The sequence below is a fragment of the Streptococcus sanguinis genome (assembly GCF_050234405.1).
In the GTDB taxonomy this organism is placed as follows: domain Bacteria; phylum Bacillota; class Bacilli; order Lactobacillales; family Streptococcaceae; genus Streptococcus; species Streptococcus sanguinis_W.
Map to the genome: position 1 here is coordinate 285,320 of NZ_CP092117.1, position 18,558 is coordinate 303,877.

Sequence of the window (18,558 nt, forward strand, 5' to 3'; positions counted from 1 at the left end):
GGCTGCTTCTAAAAAGGAGTGTCCTTGTTCCTCATCTTTATCTGGAGCTTTCTTTGCTTTTTTTATCAAATAACTTGTTAAAAAAATCACAAAAATCTTGCAAAAAGCAGATTTTTGCAGTATCATTATATTAACAATATAAATCAAAAGGAGAAAATATATGTCTACATTTTACGTACCCGCTGTTAATCTTATTGGCAAGGGTGTTGTCAAGGAAGTTGGGCCTTATGTTAAGGAGCTGGGGTATAGCAAGGCCTTGCTGGTGACGGATAAGTTTATCGAAGGCAGTGATATCCTGCCCCAAATCCTAGCACCACTAGATGCGGAAGGCATCCAGTATGTGGTCTTCAGCGATGTTGAGCCAAATCCAACTTGTAAGAACGTCATGGATGGTGTAGCTGCTCTCAAGGAACACAACTGTGACTTCATCATCAGTGTTGGCGGAGGTTCACCGCAAGATGCGGCTAGCTGTATTTCAGTTATTGCGACAAATGGTGGCAAACCACAAGACTATGAAGGCTTGCACAAGTCTGCTAAGAAAGGTCTGCCGGTGGTGGCTATCAATACTACAGCGGGAACTTCAGCTGAAATTACCATTAACTATGTCATCACAGATGAAGAACGCAAGGTTAAGATGGTTATGGTGGACAAGAATAGCTTGGCTCTGATCTCAGTCAATGACCCTGAACTCATGGTATCCAAACCAGCTGCCCTCACAGCAGCAACAGGGATGGATGCTTTGACTCACGCGGTCGAAGCTCTCGTCACACCAGGAGCCTACGGCGTTACCAAGAAATTATCTATCGGAGCTATTGAACTTATCAAGGAATACCTTCCTCGTGCGGTTGCAAATGGCCATGATATTGAAGCGCGTGAAGGCATGGTGAATGCCATCTTCCTTGGCGGTATGTCCTTTAACAATGCCGGTCTAGGTTATGTTCACTCTATGGCTCACCAGCTTGGGGCAGTTTACAAACTTCCGCACGGTGTCTGCTGTGCCATGCTCCTGCCAATTGTAGAGCGTGAAAATGCTAAACGGGTACCAGAAGCTTTTCGCAATGTTGCCAAAGCTCTTGGTCTGCAAATCGAAGGCAAGACTGACGAAGAATGCGCTGCTTATGCTATTTCTGAAATCGAAAAACTGTCTGAAACGGTTGGTATTCCGAAGAAACTTACTGAACTTGGTATCGAAGAAAAGGACTTTGACTTTGACTACCTATCTAAGAATGCTTTGATTGATGCTTGTGCGCCAGGCAATCCATTCATGCCAACTCTAGAAGAAACGATTGCTTTATATAAAGAACTCTTCTAAGAACGAAAAAATTCTGCTGAAACAAACAAAGCTCTGCATGACTCTAGCTTGCAGGGCTTGTTTTATAGGAATGAAAAGATCCTAAACCAAAATTTTGATTACATTTGTAAATTTATTTTAAAAAATTATGTAAAATCTATTGACAAATAGATTTTATCGTGATAGAATTACAACTGTAAACAAAAAAGTTTACGTAAATTTAATCAGAAGATATGAATACGGCCGGAAGGCAATTATTTTTGGGAGGATTAAAAGTTATGTAAAATTATCTTCGTATGAAAGAGATTTGATTCACTTATAAAAGTAGAGACTGACTCAGTCTTGATTTTTGGAAATGAAATAAGTTATGTAAAATAATAGATTGGAGAAGATCTCCCAAATGAAAATTTATAGTAGATAAGGAAAAGATTTCTTATCTGAAATTTTGGAAAACAAAAAATTATGTAAAGCAAAATATGAAAAAAAGTGAGGTAATGCTATGAACAACAACTACAACAATTTTAACAATATGGATGACCTTTTCAACCAACTTATGGGACGCATGGGTGGCTACAACAGCGAACACCGGCGCTACTTGATTAATGGTAGAGAGGTCACACCGGAAGAGTTTGCTCAGTACCGGGCTACTGGCAAGCTCCCTGGTCAAGGAACAGGTGAGCAGACTGGACAAGCTGCTGCTCATGGACCTAAGCAAGATGGTATCCTAGCTAAGCTGGGTCGCAATCTGACTCAGGAAGCGCGTGATGGCAAGTTAGATCCAGTCATTGGGCGCAATAAGGAAATCCAAGAAACTGCTGAAATCCTTTCTCGCCGGACTAAGAATAATCCGGTTCTGGTCGGAGATGCCGGAGTTGGTAAGACAGCTGTCGTAGAAGGATTGGCTCAGGCTATCGTTAACGGTGATGTGCCAGCGGCTATCAAGAATAAGGAAGTTATTTCTGTTGATATTTCCGGTCTGGAAGCTGGTACTCAATATCGTGGTAGCTTTGAAGAAAATATCCAAAACTTAGTCAATGAAGTCAAGGAAGCCGGCAACATTATCCTCTTCTTTGATGAAATCCATCAAATCCTAGGAGCAGGATCTATCGGTGGAGATAGTGGCTCTAAGGGCATGGCGGATATTCTTAAACCAGCACTTTCTCGTGGTGAGTTGACAGTTATCGGGGCTACTACTCAGGACGAGTACCGTAATACTATCCTTAAAAATGCAGCTTTGGCTCGTCGTTTCAATGAAGTCAAGGTCAATGCACCGTCGGCCGAAGATACCTATCAGATCCTTCGAGGCATTCGGGACTTGTACGAAAAGCACCACAATGTCATCCTGCCGGATGAAGTGCTGAAAGCGGCTGTGGATTACTCTGTTCAGTATATTCCACAACGAAGCCTGCCAGACAAGGCGATTGACCTGGTCGACGTGACTGCTGCCCACTTGGCAGCCCAGCATCCAGTGACTGATGTTCATGCGGTTGAAAATGAGATTGCTGAACAGAAAGACAAGCAGGAAGCGGCTGTTGAGAAAGAAGATTATGAAGCAGCTCTGAATGCTAAGACTCGCATTGAAGAGCTAGAAAAGAAAATTCAAAATCACACTGAGGATATGAAGGTGACAGCTACAGTCAACGACGTAGCAGAGTCTGTTGAACGGATGACGGGTGTACCAGTATCTCAGATGGGTGCCAGCGACATTGAGCGACTCAAGGGAATGAATGACCGTCTCAAAGCCAAGGTGATTGGCCAAGATAAGGCTGTAGAAGCTGTGGCTAAAGCTATTCGCCGTAACCGTGCAGGCTTTGATGAAGGCAACCGTCCAATCGGAAGCTTCCTCTTTGTTGGTCCAACTGGCGTCGGAAAAACTGAGTTGGCTAAGCAACTGGCTTTGGATATGTTTGGTACCAAGGAAGCCATCATCCGTCTGGATATGTCAGAATACTCAGACCGGACTGCCGTTTCCAAGCTGATTGGTACGACTGCAGGCTATGTAGGTTATGATGACAACAATAATACCCTGACTGAGCGCGTGCGCCGCAATCCTTACTCTATCATTCTCTTGGATGAGATTGAAAAGGCGGATCCACAAGTGATTACCCTTCTCCTTCAAGTTCTGGATGACGGTCGTTTGACAGATGGTCAAGGGAATACAGTCAACTTCAAGAATACGGTTATTATTGCGACTTCCAATGCTGGATTTGGCTACGAAGCAGGCTTGGAAGAGGATGCTGAAAAGCCTGATCTGATGGACCGACTCAAAGCTTATTTCCGCCCAGAGTTCCTCAATCGTTTCAATGCGGTTATTGAGTTCTCTCATCTCAAGAAAGAAGATTTGATGGAGATTGTGAATCTCATGCTGATCGAAGTAAATCAAACCTTGAGCAAGAAAGAAATTGATCTGGCTGTATCTGATGCAGCTAAGGAATTCCTGCGCGACGCTGGTTATGACCAAGTCATGGGTGTTCGTCCGCTGCGCCGTGTCATTGAGCAGCAAATTCGTGACAAGGTGACTGACTTCCACTTAGACAATCTAGATGCTAAGCACTTGACAGCCGATTTAGAAGATGGTGTCTTAGTTATTCGTGAAAAGGGTGCTGACGCATCTGAAAAACACAAGCAAGCAGAATAAAGCTTACTGAGTCAACTAACTTTTCAAAGACCTCCTTCTTAGATGAAGGCAGGTCTTTTTTGTTAAGTAGTAATTCCAAATAACTTTCTGTGAATAAATTAGTATCTATCCCAACATCTCAACTTGACTCTCCTTAATAGAACCTAAAAGCAAGCAACTTTATAAAGCCAGTATATTAGCCTATCAGGGGGATCAGCTTTATGCAGAAGGATTTAAAACAAGAGAGATGAATAATTTTTGACGAAAGCAGATTGCTATGAAACAGTCCATAACTACACTTAAACACAATGTCATTATCTTTGCTACTCTCAGCACTCTAAGCGGCTGGGTTGGTTATGTTGTTGATAAAGTAACCGGTCAGGCTCATTACGAAAATATAGAAACAGAGATAGGAAGTGGCTCTTTAGGGATGCTGATTTGGCTGGTAACTACGTTAACCTGTACCATCTTTCTTCGAAGCTTTGACAGAGACGGCTGAAAAGAGGCGGGGTTTTTCATTAATTTTAAGAATAATAAAAAATTATACCTGATTGGCTTTTTAGTCTACCTCTTGTTATGATGATAGTGATACTCTTGGGACTGATGACACAAGGCATCAGAGTGACAGATGTGAAGGTTGAGTTCATGGCTTATCTTGGAATCTTGTTAACACAGGTCGGAACTCAATTTATAAAAAATATTTTTGAAGAATCTGTTTGGAGGGCATATCTTACCAATCAATTAATTAAATTGAAATTATCCGACTTAAAACTATATCTACTTGTTGGTTTTATCTGGTGGATTTGGCATCTGCCTTACATTATGAAGTTTCTATCTGAGAGAGAAATCCAAAATACCTTGCCGGTTGGAAAATTTACATTCTTCCTTATCGGGATGATAACTGTTGCATGCTGGACGGTCATGTACACAGAGATTTTTAGACTTACTAAGTCTGTCTGGCCGCTGGTAATTATGCATACTATGGAAGATGCGGTTATAAATCCTTTACGATTACTAGGCTTTGTCTCGGTAGAAAAAAATCAAGCTTTCCTCTTCTCGCTATCAGTGGGGATGATTCCGACTATTCTTTATCTACTCATCGGCCTAGCTATACGGAAATGGGGAAAAAAACAGGAGTATGGAAAGGCGAACTAACAGAGTAACAGAGAGCAGATTCCTGATAATGTTGCCGGCTCTCGCTTGAATCATCTGGCTGTCAAAGATTTGGAAGGCGATCTGGAGAATGAGTTTCTGATTATTCGGTAGCGGAAATCAGAGACTTTAAAAGCACTAGCTTAAGTAGGTTTAGCAATTAACAAGATTGGAATTATTTATCAGTCTTGTTTCTTTTTGGTTAAAAAGCAGGCGGAGACTTGAACTTATAATATAAATGTCATAAAATAAAAGCAAAAACAGAGGAGCAAGCAATGTCAGATATTAAAAGTGATAATGGGCTAGCAGCTAGCCATGCTAATAGCTTTTCAGTCGCTTCCAGTCAGATAGGTGCAGCATCTCAGGTTGACAAGGATGCTATCAGTCGTTTGGAAGGAAATAGCCGGGCAAGTGAGGAAATTGATCATTCCAGAACAGCGTCAGCTGATATCGCCGGTAAGATTACAAGCTTCAGTCAGCTCCTGCAAAGCGTAGCAGAGGAATTTCAGGCGACTGACCAAGGAATGGCTGCTGATATTGAGGGATAAGGAGGAAGTAGTATGAAGAATTCCCAAACTCTAGCTGCTGAACGCCTGCAGGCATTTGAAAAGCTGGATAAGGCTGAGGAGCAAAAGCGCCGTCTAGACCGCTTTGAAGAGGATATTGATTATCTCTATGACCGGGGACTTTTGGCTTTAAGAGAGCTGGATTATCTGCCCTTAACGGCCAAAGACAGTCAGGATTTTTATGATATTATGGGTCTGGTTGAGCACAGTCATCGACTCTTGGATTTGGATATCCAAGAGGGGCAGGATCGGCTGAATAAGGAAAGAAAAAAACTAGACCGTCAGATTGAGACCATCCAGGGTCAGTATAGACAAGCTCTGGAAGCAGAAGAAAAGGAGACTGGATATGGGCGCTAAGATGGAACTCCCCGCTTCCAACCAGCAGGCAGGGTCAATGGCCACTGCCGGCCAGGTGAGGATCGCGGCTTATGAATCTGCCATGCAGGCCATGGAAAGTTTTGCAGGGGAAAGCGGGCTGACCGGAACAGCATATGACAGTGCTAAAACCTACTGTCAGGGGATGTTTCTTCCCCTCTTTAAGGCAGCGATTCTCTTTGAAGAAGAGTTGGTTAAGGATGGCAGCGACCTGCCCAGCCGTTATGTCAGTGAGGTGGCAGAAGAGAGTTTGGACCAAGATGTCCTGGAGAGTCAGATTGCTTCCTATGATCAGACCATTGACAGCCAAAATCAGGCTCTGACCGAGGCCAATAAACAGAAGGATGTGGCTGATTCTACCAAAAGCAGCATCCAGAATGCCATTACAGCAGCTCAGGACAAACGTCATGAATTGCAGGACAAGCTGAATAAACTGCTGGCCTTTTATTCATCGTCGGCCACTATTTTCGACAATCTGCCGGGGCTGGCTGCTGCTTTGGACCAAGCTCTGAGCTTGATGACAGAAGGGTTTACGAATTTTAACGGCAGCTTTGTCCTGCCTAGTCCGGACAGGATGACTTGGACCCAGACTGTTGAAACAGCTTGGGAGAGCAAAAAAGCCGTTGAAGCTGCCTTTCAAAAGGTCATGGATAAGCTAGACAGCGGTGAAGAGCTGACTCCGGAGGATATCCAGGCTGTCCAGGCCTATCTAGAGCGCTATCCCAGCCGGAACATTCCGCAGGCCCTCCGCAGCCGTCTGGAAGAAGCGGTCCAGCAGGCTGATCCCATCCTCAAGGCAAGACTGGACCAGGCCAAGGTAGATCAGGCTTCTGGTAGTCTCTCGCAGGCTGCTTTCAATGGGCTGTGGGCTGGGGCTATGCTGGGCTTTATGAAGCAAGCAGGCAATCAAACTGGTGCCCAAACAGTAGCTATGCCTGCTGCCAAACAGTCTTCTGGTAGTAGCGGTGGTTCATCGGGCTTTTGGGACTTTCTTTTTGGTCATACCAATACCCTGGAACACTCCAAAAAGACTGACTGGAGTACAGGCTGGTTATATAGTACCTATGCCAAATACTCGACAACTGTGGAAGAAGACGATCCTGGTATTTTCAAGTACAAGACAAATAATGGTATTTTTAATGGAGTGGCTGTAGATTTGGGTGTGGCTTCTGTTGATATAGATGCCAGTGACTGGAAGCTTAATGCCAGCCCTCAAATCAGTGTCGGTGGCTATCATATTGGTGTCAATGGCAGTGTTGGCTTAAATACAGACACAGGTTGGCTCCCTATGCCGGAGATTAATCTTTCTCTACATGCTGGAACAGAGCAACACGATACTGCGGCCGGTCTTAAAGTATCTACTGATATCTGGAATGGTATGGTTGGAGTCTATGGCGTCGACTCGAACATCAGTAAAGACTCGAATGGAAATAAAACGGTGAATTCGGTTGAAACGGGGGCGCAAACCGTGAATGGTCTGGAAGTTGCAGCTGTAGTAGTTGCAGTGACAGTAGCTCCTGTAGTCGCCCTCCCAGCGCTTGCACTGGCTTAAGGAGAAAGGAGACTTTGATGAAGCAACAATTACCTATCGGAAGTGTAGTCATGGTTAAGGGCAGTTCTCAACCCCTGATGATTGTCAGCCAGTTTCCTGTGACGACCCTTGACGGACAGACCGGCTACTTTGACTTTGGGGCAGTAACCCTGCCCTCCGGTCTGACGGGAAAAGAATTAATCTTTTTTAATAAAGAAGATATTGAGCGGCTGGTCTTTGTTGGTTATGTAGATGTGACTTTTCAGGATTTGCTCCAGCGTTATGACGAGCTGATAGCTGATATCCCCTATCCCAGGCTGACCGTCCCGGAAAGAGCAGGAGCGGCAGATGAAGCGTAAGACAATTATTTTCTCAGGCCTGGTCCTTCTTGCTTTAGCTTTTGGAGCTCTCTTCCTCTTTACCAGCCTGAATGAGGCCAGTCTGGACGGAGTGTATTACCGCCAGATTGAGGATGGGGCAGACGGCTTCAGTGGCTTGGACAAGGAAACGATTCTGAATCTTAGGGGCCAGCAAGTCACCCTCTATAAAGACGGTCTGAAAGAGAAGGGCAGCATTGACCGCAAGGCCGGCAGTATCCGGCTAGGGTCTAAATTTTACAGCTATGTCCACAATGGGGATTTGCTCATGCTCAAGCTCAAGGAGGATCCGACCAATTCCAAGGAGAGCCTTTATCTGGTCAGAAAAGACAGCCCCTCAGCCAAGAGACTGGAGCAGAAGTCTAAATCTCAGTCTTTTTAATGCACAGCTACATCCGTCTCGTTCTAGCGAGGCGGATTTTGTCATTTGAACAGGCTCCTGCAGCAGCGAAAGAGCTGATAAGCCTTATACAAGTCTTCTATCAAAACCTTTCTATTGGCTTGGTGCTCCATTTCATAATTTGGAAATACTTGCAAGGGCATAAGAACTATCACTTGTCATCTGCTCTTTGTTTTCTTCTAGATACTGCCGTTCTCTCTGATAGACTAACATACTGGCTTCATAAAGCTGCTTACTTTTTAGAAAGGTTGACATTGCTATTTTCCTCTAAATTTTTTAAGTTTTTTCTTGGAAACTCTAAAGCAGACTAGTGTAAAATGCGGGAACGCAATACTGTATTTCATCAGTTTTCAGAAAATTTTAAAAAACTGTTGGATGATATTCACATAATATGAACTAGCATGATTTAGGCTTCTAAAAAATGTTTAGATAATTTGGAGGAAGACAGCAAATGACAATTGGGCATTTTAAATTTTTTAGATAATGGAGATAAAACATAAATGTTTATAAAACAGGAAAAGTTGACATTTCAATAGATTCTGTTCTAATTTTTTTGTACATTTTCAAGTTTTTATATATGTAAATGTCAGAAAAAAGTGTATAATGGATTAGTAAATTAAATTTTAGGAGAGGATTTAATTATGAAAAAGTTGGATATTACAACTATGCCTGACTATAGGAAAGTCGAGGCTGTTGTTCAGTTGTTAGTTAATGGAACCTTAACTAGTTATCGAATTGCGACGGATGCAAACATCAGCAAGATGAGTATCCTGACCTTAACTAAAGGGACCAGCAAAATTAAGAACATTACTTATCAAACTGCGATGGCCTTAATTAATTGGTATGAAGAAAACCATGAAAAATACGGCATCACCATTCATCAAAAGGCCGCAGGATAGTCTAAAACTATGATGTAGCTCAACCCTAACCCAGCTAACCATTTGGATAGCTGGGTTTTTCTATGTCTCTTAATGAGACAAGCTGTGGGCGCAGTCGAATTTAGAGGCATTGATGCAGACTGAGCGCAAGCTAAGTCTAGGTTCCGCTAAAACTTAATGGAACAAGTTTGAAGCTCAATTGAACTTAAGAGCAGCAATGCTCACTTTCTTACTTTTTTCTGTCCTTATGGGCAGATTTTTTTGACAGTCCAAGAGTGAACAGTCACCTGTGTAATTCTTGGTCTTTTTGTTATCGCTTTCAAGATTTATAATAAATCTATAAAAAGATGAGATTATCCCTATCTTGCGATATAGGGATAATTTTCTTATAATAGATATGAGACAATTTTTATCGTTTCTACGACCATTGTTTATCCTGTTCTGGTATCAGAACAGATCTTAGTAAAAATAAGGAGAATCCAATGTCACAATTATCAGTTAATGCCATTCGCTTTTTAGGGATTGACGCGATTGAAAAGTCTAAGTCAGGTCACCCTGGCGTAGTCATGGGTGCTGCACCGATGGCTTATGACTTGTTTACTAAACAACTTCGTATCAATCCAGAAGAGCCAAACTGGATTAACCGCGATCGCTTCGTCCTATCTGCAGGACATGGCTCTATGCTGCTTTATGCTTTGCTTCATCTGTCTGGCTTTAAAGATGTCAGCATGGAGGAAATCAAAAACTTCCGCCAATGGGGTTCTAAGACACCAGGTCACCCAGAGTTTGGCCACACAGCTGGTGTTGATGCCACCACTGGCCCACTGGGACAGGGTATTTCTACAGCTACTGGATTTGCTCAGGCAGAACGTTTCTTAGCTGCTAAGTATAATCGTGAAGGCTATCCAATTTTCGACCATTACACTTATGTCATCTGTGGTGACGGCGATTTGATGGAGGGTGTTTCAGCTGAGGCTGCTTCTTACGCTGGTCTGCAAAAGCTTGACAAGCTGGTTGTTCTCTATGATTCAAATGATATCAACCTAGATGGAGAGACCAAGGATTCCTTTACAGAAGATGTTCGTGCCCGCTATGAAGCCTATGGTTGGCATACTGCCTTGGTAGAAGATGGAACAGACCTTGCAGCGATTGATGCAGCCATCAATGAAGCTAAAGCTTCCGGCAAACCATCTTTGATTGAAGTTAAGACTGTTATCGGTTACGGTTCTCCAAACAAGCAAGGAACGAATGCAGTGCACGGTGCGCCTCTGGGAACAGAAGAAGCGGAAGCTACTCGTAAAGCCTTGGGCTGGGACTATGCGCCATTTGAGATTCCTGAGGAAGTCTATGCTGACTACCGTCAAAATGTGGCAGAGCGTGGTGCAGCGGCTTACGATGCTTGGAAACAGCTAGTAGAGGACTACAAGCAAGCCCATCCAGAATTGGCAGCAGAAGTAACAGCTATCATCGCTGGTCAGGATCCAGTCGAAATCAAACCAGAAGACTTCCCAGTACTTGAAAATGGCTTCTCTCAAGCGACTCGTAATTCCAGTCAGGATGCCCTCAATGCAGCAGCTAAGGTGCTTCCAACTTTCCTTGGCGGTTCTGCTGACTTGGCTCATTCTAATATGACCTATATCAAGGAGGATGGCCTTCAAGATGATGCCCACCGTCTCAACCGCAATATCCAATTTGGTGTGCGCGAGTTTGCTATGGGAACAATTCTCAACGGTATGGCGCTTCATGGTGGACTTCGCGTTTACGGTGGTACCTTCTTCGTCTTCTCAGACTATGTCAAGGCAGCTGTCCGTTTGTCTGCCCTTCAAGGCTTACCAGTGACTTATGTATTTACTCACGACTCTATTGCAGTTGGTGAAGATGGACCAACTCACGAGCCGATTGAGCATTTGGCTGGTCTGCGTGCTATTCCAAACCTGACTGTTTTCCGCCCAGCAGATGCGCGTGAAACTCAGGCAGCTTGGTATTTAGCCCTTAAGAGCCAATCCACTCCGACTGCTCTGGTCTTGACCCGTCAAAATCTGACAGTTGAAGAAGGCACAAACTTTGACAAGGTAGCTAAAGGTGCTTATGTGGTTTACGAAACAGGAGCAGATTTCGATACCATCTTGCTGGCTTCTGGTTCTGAGGTTAATTTGTCTGTTGCAGCTGCTAAAGCACTTGCAGCAGATGGCGCTAAAATTCGTGTGGTCAGCGTGCCATCAACAGAGCTTTTTGATGCTCAAGATGCAGTCTACAAAGAAGAAATTCTGCCTAATGCAGTTCGTCGTCGCGTAGCGATCGAGATGGCAGCTAGCCAGCCTTGGTACAAGTATATCGGTCTAGACGGTGCAGTTATCGGAATCGATCAATTCGGTGCATCTGCTCCGGCAGGCAAGGTTCTGGAAGAATACGGCTTTACAGTTGAGCACGTAGCAGAAGTTGTTAAAAATCTTAAATAAAAAGACATAAAATCAGGGTGCCGGCCATCCTGATTTTTTGCCTTGTTTAGAAAATGTCGTTAGGTCAGTCATGCTTCCTCCGACTTGAGACGGACTTTACTTGAAAAGTCAGAATCATCTTGTAAAAATAAGGGAAATCTGCTATAGTAGTTCATATATGACATTCGAAGGAGAAAAGATATGAATCCAATTATGCTTATTGTATTTGCGGTTGTACTGGTAGGGATGACTTATTTCCAGATGCGTGCCCAAAAGAAACAGGCTCAGCAGCGTATGGAAAGCCTTAACAAGCTACAAAAGGGTTATGAAGTCATTACCATCGGCGGTTTATACGGAACAGTAGATGAAGTGGACACAGATAAGAAAACAGTTGTTCTGGATGTGGACGGTGTTTACCTGACCTTTGAGTTGGCTGCTATTAAGACTGTACTGCCATTGACTGAGGGCATTCCTGCTGCTGCTGGCGGTGAAGGAAGCGTTGACCTTCCCGAGGAAGAATCAGCGATTGAAGAGTAAAGAAATAAACAGCTTGCGGGCTGTTTTTTGTTTTGACTCATACGTTTAGAAGGTGTCTGGTTTCAAGCTTATTCGCCTCGCAGTTTGGACAGGCTGGGTGAGTTTGGATTTTTTAGTTGACATTCTGTCCTTATTTTATGCCCTCAGGCTTGAAAAAGCGGATGAATTGCCCACATTCCAAGGATTTATGATATAATGAACTGACAAAACTTTAAATAGGATAAAAAGTATGTTTAGTTTTAAGAAAAAAGAAAAGCTGAACGCACCGCTGAATGTTCCCAAACACATTGCTGTTATTATGGACGGCAACGGCCGCTGGGCCAAAAAAAGGATGCAGCCGCGCGTGTTCGGTCATAAGGCTGGCATGGAAACCTTGCAAAGGGTGACGATTGCAGCCAAGGAAATGGGTGTTCAGGTCTTGACTGTCTATGCCTTTTCAACGGAAAATTGGTCTCGGCCGGAAAAGGAAGTTTCCTTTATCATGAATCTGCCGGTTGAATTTTACGACCGCTATGTGCCGGAGCTGCACAAGAACAATGTTAAGATCCAGATGATTGGTGACACGGCTAAGCTTCCTAAGGCGACATTTGAAGCTCTGGAAAAGGCTGAAAGCCTGACCAAGCTCAATACAGGTTTGATTCTCAATTTTGCCCTAAACTACGGTGGCCGATATGAGATCAATCAAGCGGTTAAACTGATTGCTCAGGATGTTTTGGATGCTAAACTCAGTCCCGGTGACATTACTGAGGAAGTCATTGGCAACTACCTCTATACCAGCAACTTGCCTAAGATGCTGCGCGATCCGGATCTAGTGATACGGACCAGTGGGGAACTGCGCCTCAGCAATTTTCTGCCTTGGCAGTCAGCCTACAGCGAGCTGTATTTTACGGATATTCTCTGGCCTGACTTTGATGAGAAGGCTTTGAAGGCTGCAATTGCAGAATACAGCCGTCGGAATCGACGTTTTGGCGGTGTTTAAGGGAGAAAGTAAAAGAGTATGAGTAAAAATTTACAAAAACGTCTAATCTTTGGAGGAATCGCTCTTGCTATTTTTATTCCTCTGGTATTGACAGGAGGAGTCGTCTTTCAGATTTTTGTGGGGCTGCTGGCTATGCTGGCGGTGCATGAATTTCTCCAAATGAAAGGCCTGCCGACAGCGACAATCGAAGGGGTCTTGGCCATGCTGGCAGCCTTTGTCCTAACCCTGCCCTTGGAGAACTATCTGAAGTTTCTGCCAGTGGATGGCAATGTCGTGGCCTATGGCTTGGTCGTCTTCCTTCTGCTGATTTCGACTGTTCTAGGTTCCAACTACACTTTTGAGGATGCGGCCTATCCGATTGCAGCTAGTTTTTATGTTGGTCTTGGTTTTAATGCCTTGATTGATGCCCGCTTGATGAATATTGACAAGGTCCTGCTAGCTCTCTTTATCGTCTGGGCTACTGACAGTGGAGCTTATCTGGTCGGGGTGCGTTTTGGTAAAAGAAAGCTGGCGCCGAGAGTTTCTCCTAATAAGACTATTGAAGGAAGCCTGGGCGGTATTCTATCAGCCGTTCTAGTGACTGGAATCTTTATGTTGGTTCGACCGCAAGTAGCGACTCCTTATAATGCTTTTGTCTTTTTGATTCTGGCAGTGCTCTTTAGTATTGCCGGCCAGTTGGGTGATTTGGTCGAAAGCTCAGTTAAGCGTCATTTCGGGGTCAAGGATTCTGGGAAATTCATTCCTGGCCACGGCGGTGTTTTGGATCGTTTTGACAGCCTTCTCTTCGTCTTTCCGCTCATGCATTTCTTCGGCTTGTTCTAAGACAGTCGAGCATGGCCGAAAGCAAGGGATGGCAAGCTTGTCCAAAGACCGCACAATCTGAGAAGGAACTAGGATTTAGAGCTCAAAATTTTGAGTTGAGCTTCTACCCTATTTTCAAAAGTGTCAGCTATGCAGGGGTGGGAAGCTCGGTATTTGGCCGTTTTCTGCTCCTTCTTTGATTTAAAAGCAAAAACAAGATTTCTAGGAAAGGTAAAAATAGAAGTCCATGCAGTTTATAACCTTTATTATTATTTTTGGGATCATTGTGGTGGTCCATGAGTTCGGACACTTCTACTTTGCGAAGAAGTCCGGCATTTTGGTCAGAGAGTTCGCTATCGGTATGGGACCCAAGATTTTCTCCCATATTGGCAAGGACGGGACGGCCTATACGATTCGGATTTTACCCTTGGGGGGCTATGTGCGCATGGCCGGCTGGGGGGAAGACTCCACTGACATTAAGGTGGGGACACCGGCTAGTCTGACCTTGGATGCAGAGGGCAAGGTGGTTCGCATCAATCTCTCTGGCAAAAAGGTTGACCAGACAGCTCTGCCCATGAATGTGACTGGCTTTGACTTTGAGGAAAAGCTGGAAATCACTGGTCTGGTCCTTGACGAGCTCAAGACTTATGCAGTAGATCATGATGCAACGATTGTTGAAGAAGACGGCACTGAGGTGCGGATTGCACCGCTGGATGTTCAGTATCAGAATGCTAGTATCTGGGGTCGCCTCATCACCAACTTTGCTGGGCCTATGAATAACTTCATCCTGAGCGTGCTGGTATTTATGCTGCTGGCCTTTGTTCAGGGCGGTGTTCGCGATGAAAACAGCAATCATTTCCAAGTCATGGATGGTAGTGCTATAGCAGCTGCTGGGGTTCAAAATAACGACCAAATCCTTAAGATTAATGACTATAAGATTAGCAACTGGGCGGATCTAACCAGTGCTCTGGCGAAAATCACAGCCAAGAGTAAGGAAGCACCGACCTTGTCAGTTACCTACAAGCACGGCAGCGAAACGAAAGAGGTTACCGTACAGCCTAAAAAAGACGGCAATCGCTATCTGCTAGGGGTATCTCCAACGGTCAAGACAGGCTTTTGGGACAAGGTCATTGGCGGCTTTACTGCAGCTTGGTCTACCACAGTTCGCATTTTGTCAGCTCTGAAAGATATCGTCTTCAACTTCAATATCAATAAGCTGGGCGGTCCGGTCGCTATTTACAATTTCAGCAGTCAGGCCGCAGAGCAAGGCTTGCCAGCAGTCCTCAGCCTTTTGGCCATGCTGTCGCTCAATATCGGTATTTTCAACCTGATTCCTATTCCAGCCTTGGACGGCGGAAAAATCGTCCTCAATATTCTGGAGGCTATCCGCAGAAAACCGCTGAGAAGAGAAACGGAGACCTATATCACTCTGTCTGGAGTGGCTATTATGGTCATCCTGATGATTGCCGTTACCTGGAACGATATTATGAAATTATTCTTCTAAGAGCCTAAATCTTATAGAGCCATGAAAAAGAAATTATTCAATGAAAGTCAAGGAGTTTTGTTTTTATGAAACAAAGTAAAATGTTAATTCCAACCCTGCGTGAGATGCCTAGCGATGCTCAAGTTATCAGTCACGCTCTGATGCTGCGGGCTGGCTATGTCCGTCAGGTTTCAGCTGGGGTCTATTCTTATCTGCCACTGGCTAATCGCGTGATTGAAAAAGCCAAAAAAATCATGCGAGAAGAGTTTGACAAGATTGGTGCAGTGGAGATGCTGGCGCCAGCCTTGCTCAGTGCGGACCTCTGGCGCGAGTCTGGCCGTTATGAGACCTATGGTGAAGACCTCTATAAACTGAAAAATCGTGAGAAATCGGACTTTATCCTAGGTCCAACCCATGAGGAAACCTTTACAGCTATCGTCCGTGATTCGGTTAAATCCTATAAACAGCTGCCGCTCAATCTCTATCAGATTCAGCCTAAATACCGTGATGAAAAGCGTCCTCGTAACGGGCTCTTGCGGACGCGTGAGTTTATCATGAAAGATGCCTACAGTTTTCACGCTAACTATGACAGCTTGGATGCAGCTTATGATGAATACAAGTCTGCCTATGAGAAAATCTTTACCCGTAGCGAGTTGGATTTCAAAGCCATTATCGGTGATGGCGGTGCCATGGGGGGCAAGGACAGCCAAGAATTTATGGCCATTACGCCGGACCGGACGGATTTGAACCGTTGGATGGTCTTGGACAAGTCTGTAGCTAGCTTTGATGAGATTCCTGAGGATGTTCAGGAAGCTATTCGGACAGAATTGACCAGCTGGATGGTATCTGGAGAGGATACCATTGCCTACTCCAGTGAGTCCAGCTATGCTGCCAACCTTGAAATGGCGACAGATGAATACAAGCCAGCAGGACGTGTCGTGACTGAGGAAGAAGTAGCCCGTGTTTCAACGCCTGACTGCAAGACCATTGACGAAGTTGCTACCTTCCTAGGGTTGGATGAAAGCCAGACAATCAAGACCTTGGTTTACATGGCTGACGAATCTCCTGTCGTAGCACTTTTGGTCGGCAATGACCAGCTTAATGAAGTCAAGCTGAAAAATCATTTGGCAGCGGATTTCTTTGATGTGGCGAGTGAAGATCAAGTCCGTCAGCTTTTGGGTGCGGGATTTGGCTCACTAGGGCCAGTCAATCTGCCAGAAGACGTGAGAATTATTGCTGACCGTAAGGTGCAAGACCTAGCTAACGCTGTGGTTGGCGCTAACGAAGATGGTTACCACTTGACCGGTGTCAATCCAGGCCGTGACTTTACCGCTGAGTATGTGGATATCCGTGAAGTTCGTGAAGGTGAGATTTCGCCAGACGGCCAAGGTGTCCTCAAGTTTGCTCGCGGGATTGAGATTGGGCATATCTTTAAGCTGGGAACTCGCTACTCTGACAGCATGAACGCTAATGTCTTGGACGAAAATGGCCGAGCAGTACCGATGATTATGGGTTGTTACGGTATCGGTGTCAGCCGTCTCCTGTCTGCTGTTATGGAGCAGCATGCCCGTCTCTTTGTCAATAAAACTCCTAAGGGCGAATTCCGCTATGCTTGGGGCATCAACTTCCCGAAAGAGCTGGCACCATTTGATGTGCACTTAATTCCGGTCAATGTCAAGGACGAGGAAGCCTTGACTTTAACAGACCAAATTGAGGCTAACTTGCTAAGTGCTGGTTATGAGGTTTTGGTGGATGATCGCAATGAGCGCGCTGGTGTTAAGTTCAGCGACAGCGATTTGATTGGTCTTCCAATCCGTGTGACTGTTGGTAAAAAAGCCGCCGAAGGCATCGTCGAAGTCAAGATCAAGGCTACTGGCGATACCATTGAAGTCCACGCCGATAATCTGCTAGAGACCTTGTCTATTTTGACAAAATAAAACAAACTGCCAGTTTTATCTGGCAGTTTTCTTTTGCTTATTGGAGGTGAAAATGCTATAGTAGGAAAAAATAGATTGGAGGACCGATTGATGGGATTATTCGGCGGTTTATTAGGCAATGCCTCTCAGAAAGATATTGAAAAAACGGAAAGACAATTGGAGGATATTCTGACAACAACAGAGAATGTGGAACTGGCTTTTAGCCTTATTCGCGACTTGATTGTCTTTACAGATAAGCGTTTAATCTTGGTCGACAAGCAGGGAATGACTGGCAAAAAGACTTCTTATAAGTCTTTTCCTTATCGCTCTATCAGTCGCTTCTCAGTAGAAACAGCTGGGCATTTCGACTTAGATGCTGAGCTGAAAATCTGGGTTTCCAGCGCTCAAGAGCCAGCAGAAGTCCTGCAATTTACCAGCGATCGCAGCGTCATCGCTATCCAAAAGGCCTTAGCGGAAGCAGTGTTAAGATAGACATAAAAAGCCTTCTGAGCATTAACTGTAAAGTTAAATCACTCAGAAAGCTTTTTTATTCTTCTTTAAGTCCTTGCCCCTTCAAAAAATCAAAGACAACATCCGGTTTATCTTGGAGTTTTTTGAAGAAAGTTTGACTGCTTTCAGAGTCATCTGCTGACTGAATCAGTTGTTCTTGATCTATTTTGCTGAGGTCAAAGTCAAAAATGGCTATAGCTTTTTTCTTGTCTTCGGAAATCTCAACGTGAATTTCAAGCCCTTTTAGCTTTTCTTGATCTTCAATCATGGGACTTTGCTTAAGATCTTCTCTATAGATTTTTGTTAGTTCTTCAACGCTCATTTTTTGATTTTCTTCAGGGATGGCTTGGCTGGAAATTAGCTGAAAAGATAGGATCTTGTCTTTAGTATAGAAAAGTTTGACTGAATTAGTATAATAGTCATCGATTTTATTAGAAAAAGTTTTCGTTTTCACCTTTTCTTCTTTGGTTTTACTTTGACTCTGGCTCTGATTTTGTTTGGGTTTGTTTTCTTGCTGATTCTGATTAGGCATACTGCAGGCAGTCAGGGTCAGCATACAAGCGCTGGCTAGTAAAATTTTCTTCACAGTTAAGACTCCTTTTGATAAATGTTTTTTCTATTATATCATAACTTAGCACCATGAAAAACGATTTGATAATTGTGTTGGGACTCGTGCTTTGCCCTATTCTTTTTCTGTCGAAAAAAGT

The 18,558-nt window shown here is 44.2% G+C and carries 18 protein-coding genes; 16 read left to right on the forward strand and 2 right to left on the reverse strand.

The window, feature by feature from the left end; genetic code table 11:
• Window positions 1-160: 160 nt before the first annotated feature.
• The 8 genes from MFP28_RS01525 to MFP28_RS01560 all read left to right on the forward strand — a co-directional run bounded on the left by MFP28_RS01525 (window position 161) and on the right by MFP28_RS01560 (window position 8,291).
• The gene (locus tag MFP28_RS01525; protein ID WP_002907953.1) at window positions 161-1,312 is read left to right on the forward strand and encodes an iron-containing alcohol dehydrogenase; all 1,152 of its coding nucleotides are present in this window, start codon (window positions 161-163) and stop codon (window positions 1,310-1,312) included.
• Between the two features lie 478 nt (window positions 1,313-1,790).
• Window positions 1,791-3,929, forward strand: a complete 2,139-nt coding sequence (locus tag MFP28_RS01530) for an ATP-dependent Clp protease ATP-binding subunit (protein ID WP_002907954.1) — start codon at window positions 1,791-1,793, stop codon at window positions 3,927-3,929.
• Window positions 3,930-4,511: 582 nt separating this feature from the next.
• Window positions 4,512-5,063, forward strand: coding sequence for a CPBP family intramembrane glutamic endopeptidase (locus MFP28_RS01535; RefSeq protein ID WP_268683306.1), 552 nt, complete (start codon window positions 4,512-4,514; stop codon window positions 5,061-5,063).
• 272 nt (window positions 5,064-5,335) lie between these two features.
• On the forward strand, window positions 5,336-5,608 hold the full coding sequence (locus tag MFP28_RS01540; protein ID WP_002907957.1) for a TIGR04197 family type VII secretion effector: 273 nt from the start codon (window positions 5,336-5,338) through the stop codon (window positions 5,606-5,608).
• Window positions 5,609-5,620: 12 nt separating this feature from the next.
• The gene (locus MFP28_RS01545; protein ID WP_002907958.1) at window positions 5,621-5,983 is read left to right on the forward strand and encodes a hypothetical protein; all 363 of its coding nucleotides are present in this window, start codon (window positions 5,621-5,623) and stop codon (window positions 5,981-5,983) included.
• Window positions 5,973-7,553, forward strand: a complete 1,581-nt coding sequence (locus MFP28_RS01550) for a hypothetical protein (RefSeq protein WP_002907959.1) — start codon at window positions 5,973-5,975, stop codon at window positions 7,551-7,553. Before MFP28_RS01545 ends, MFP28_RS01550 begins: the two co-directional genes overlap by 11 nt.
• Window positions 7,554-7,570: 17 nt before the next feature.
• Window positions 7,571-7,891: a DUF4176 domain-containing protein gene (locus MFP28_RS01555; protein ID WP_002907960.1), complete on the forward strand. Its 321-nt coding sequence runs from the start codon at window positions 7,571-7,573 to the stop codon at window positions 7,889-7,891.
• Window positions 7,881-8,291 (forward strand): hypothetical protein, encoded by a 411-nt coding sequence (locus MFP28_RS01560; RefSeq protein WP_002907961.1) that lies wholly within the window; start codon window positions 7,881-7,883, stop codon window positions 8,289-8,291. Before MFP28_RS01555 ends, MFP28_RS01560 begins: the two co-directional genes overlap by 11 nt.
• A gap of 132 nt (window positions 8,292-8,423) precedes the next feature.
• Here MFP28_RS01560 and MFP28_RS01565 read toward each other — a convergent pair whose 3' ends face one another.
• Window positions 8,424-8,564: a hypothetical protein gene (locus tag MFP28_RS01565; RefSeq protein WP_173306654.1), complete on the reverse strand. Its 141-nt coding sequence runs from the start codon at window positions 8,562-8,564 to the stop codon at window positions 8,424-8,426.
• 386 nt (window positions 8,565-8,950) lie between these two features.
• On the opposite strand from MFP28_RS01565, the gene MFP28_RS01570 reads away from it, so the two are divergent.
• The 8 genes from MFP28_RS01570 (at window position 8,951) to MFP28_RS01605 (ending at window position 17,833) form a co-directional block, all read left to right on the forward strand.
• Window positions 8,951-9,208, forward strand: a complete 258-nt coding sequence (locus tag MFP28_RS01570) for a hypothetical protein (protein ID WP_002893837.1) — start codon at window positions 8,951-8,953, stop codon at window positions 9,206-9,208.
• Between the two features lie 461 nt (window positions 9,209-9,669).
• Window positions 9,670-11,646, forward strand: coding sequence for a transketolase (tkt, locus tag MFP28_RS01575; RefSeq protein WP_002907963.1), 1,977 nt, complete (start codon window positions 9,670-9,672; stop codon window positions 11,644-11,646).
• A 180-nt stretch (window positions 11,647-11,826) separates the two neighbouring features.
• A complete protein-coding gene (gene yajC / locus MFP28_RS01580; protein WP_002907965.1) occupies window positions 11,827-12,162 on the forward strand; it encodes a preprotein translocase subunit YajC in 336 nt (111 codons plus the stop codon).
• 229 nt (window positions 12,163-12,391) lie between these two features.
• Entirely contained in the window at window positions 12,392-13,141 is a 750-nt protein-coding gene (locus tag MFP28_RS01585; protein WP_002907966.1) for an isoprenyl transferase, read from the forward strand.
• An 18-nt stretch (window positions 13,142-13,159) separates the two neighbouring features.
• The gene (locus MFP28_RS01590) at window positions 13,160-13,963 is read left to right on the forward strand and encodes a phosphatidate cytidylyltransferase (RefSeq protein ID WP_002907967.1); all 804 of its coding nucleotides are present in this window, start codon (window positions 13,160-13,162) and stop codon (window positions 13,961-13,963) included.
• 226 nt (window positions 13,964-14,189) lie between these two features.
• The gene (gene rseP, locus MFP28_RS01595) at window positions 14,190-15,446 is read left to right on the forward strand and encodes an RIP metalloprotease RseP (protein ID WP_002907969.1); all 1,257 of its coding nucleotides are present in this window, start codon (window positions 14,190-14,192) and stop codon (window positions 15,444-15,446) included.
• A 65-nt stretch (window positions 15,447-15,511) separates the two neighbouring features.
• Window positions 15,512-17,362: a proline--tRNA ligase gene (locus MFP28_RS01600; protein WP_002907970.1), complete on the forward strand. Its 1,851-nt coding sequence runs from the start codon at window positions 15,512-15,514 to the stop codon at window positions 17,360-17,362.
• A gap of 90 nt (window positions 17,363-17,452) precedes the next feature.
• Entirely contained in the window at window positions 17,453-17,833 is a 381-nt protein-coding gene (locus MFP28_RS01605; protein ID WP_032916189.1) for a PH domain-containing protein, read from the forward strand.
• Window positions 17,834-17,888: 55 nt separating this feature from the next.
• Here MFP28_RS01605 and MFP28_RS01610 read toward each other — a convergent pair whose 3' ends face one another.
• Window positions 17,889-18,437 carry a hypothetical protein gene (locus MFP28_RS01610; RefSeq protein WP_002907972.1) on the reverse strand — a complete coding sequence of 183 codons (549 nt, stop codon included), beginning with the start codon at window positions 18,435-18,437 and terminating at the stop codon, window positions 17,889-17,891.
• Between the last annotated feature and the right edge of the window lie 121 nt (window positions 18,438-18,558).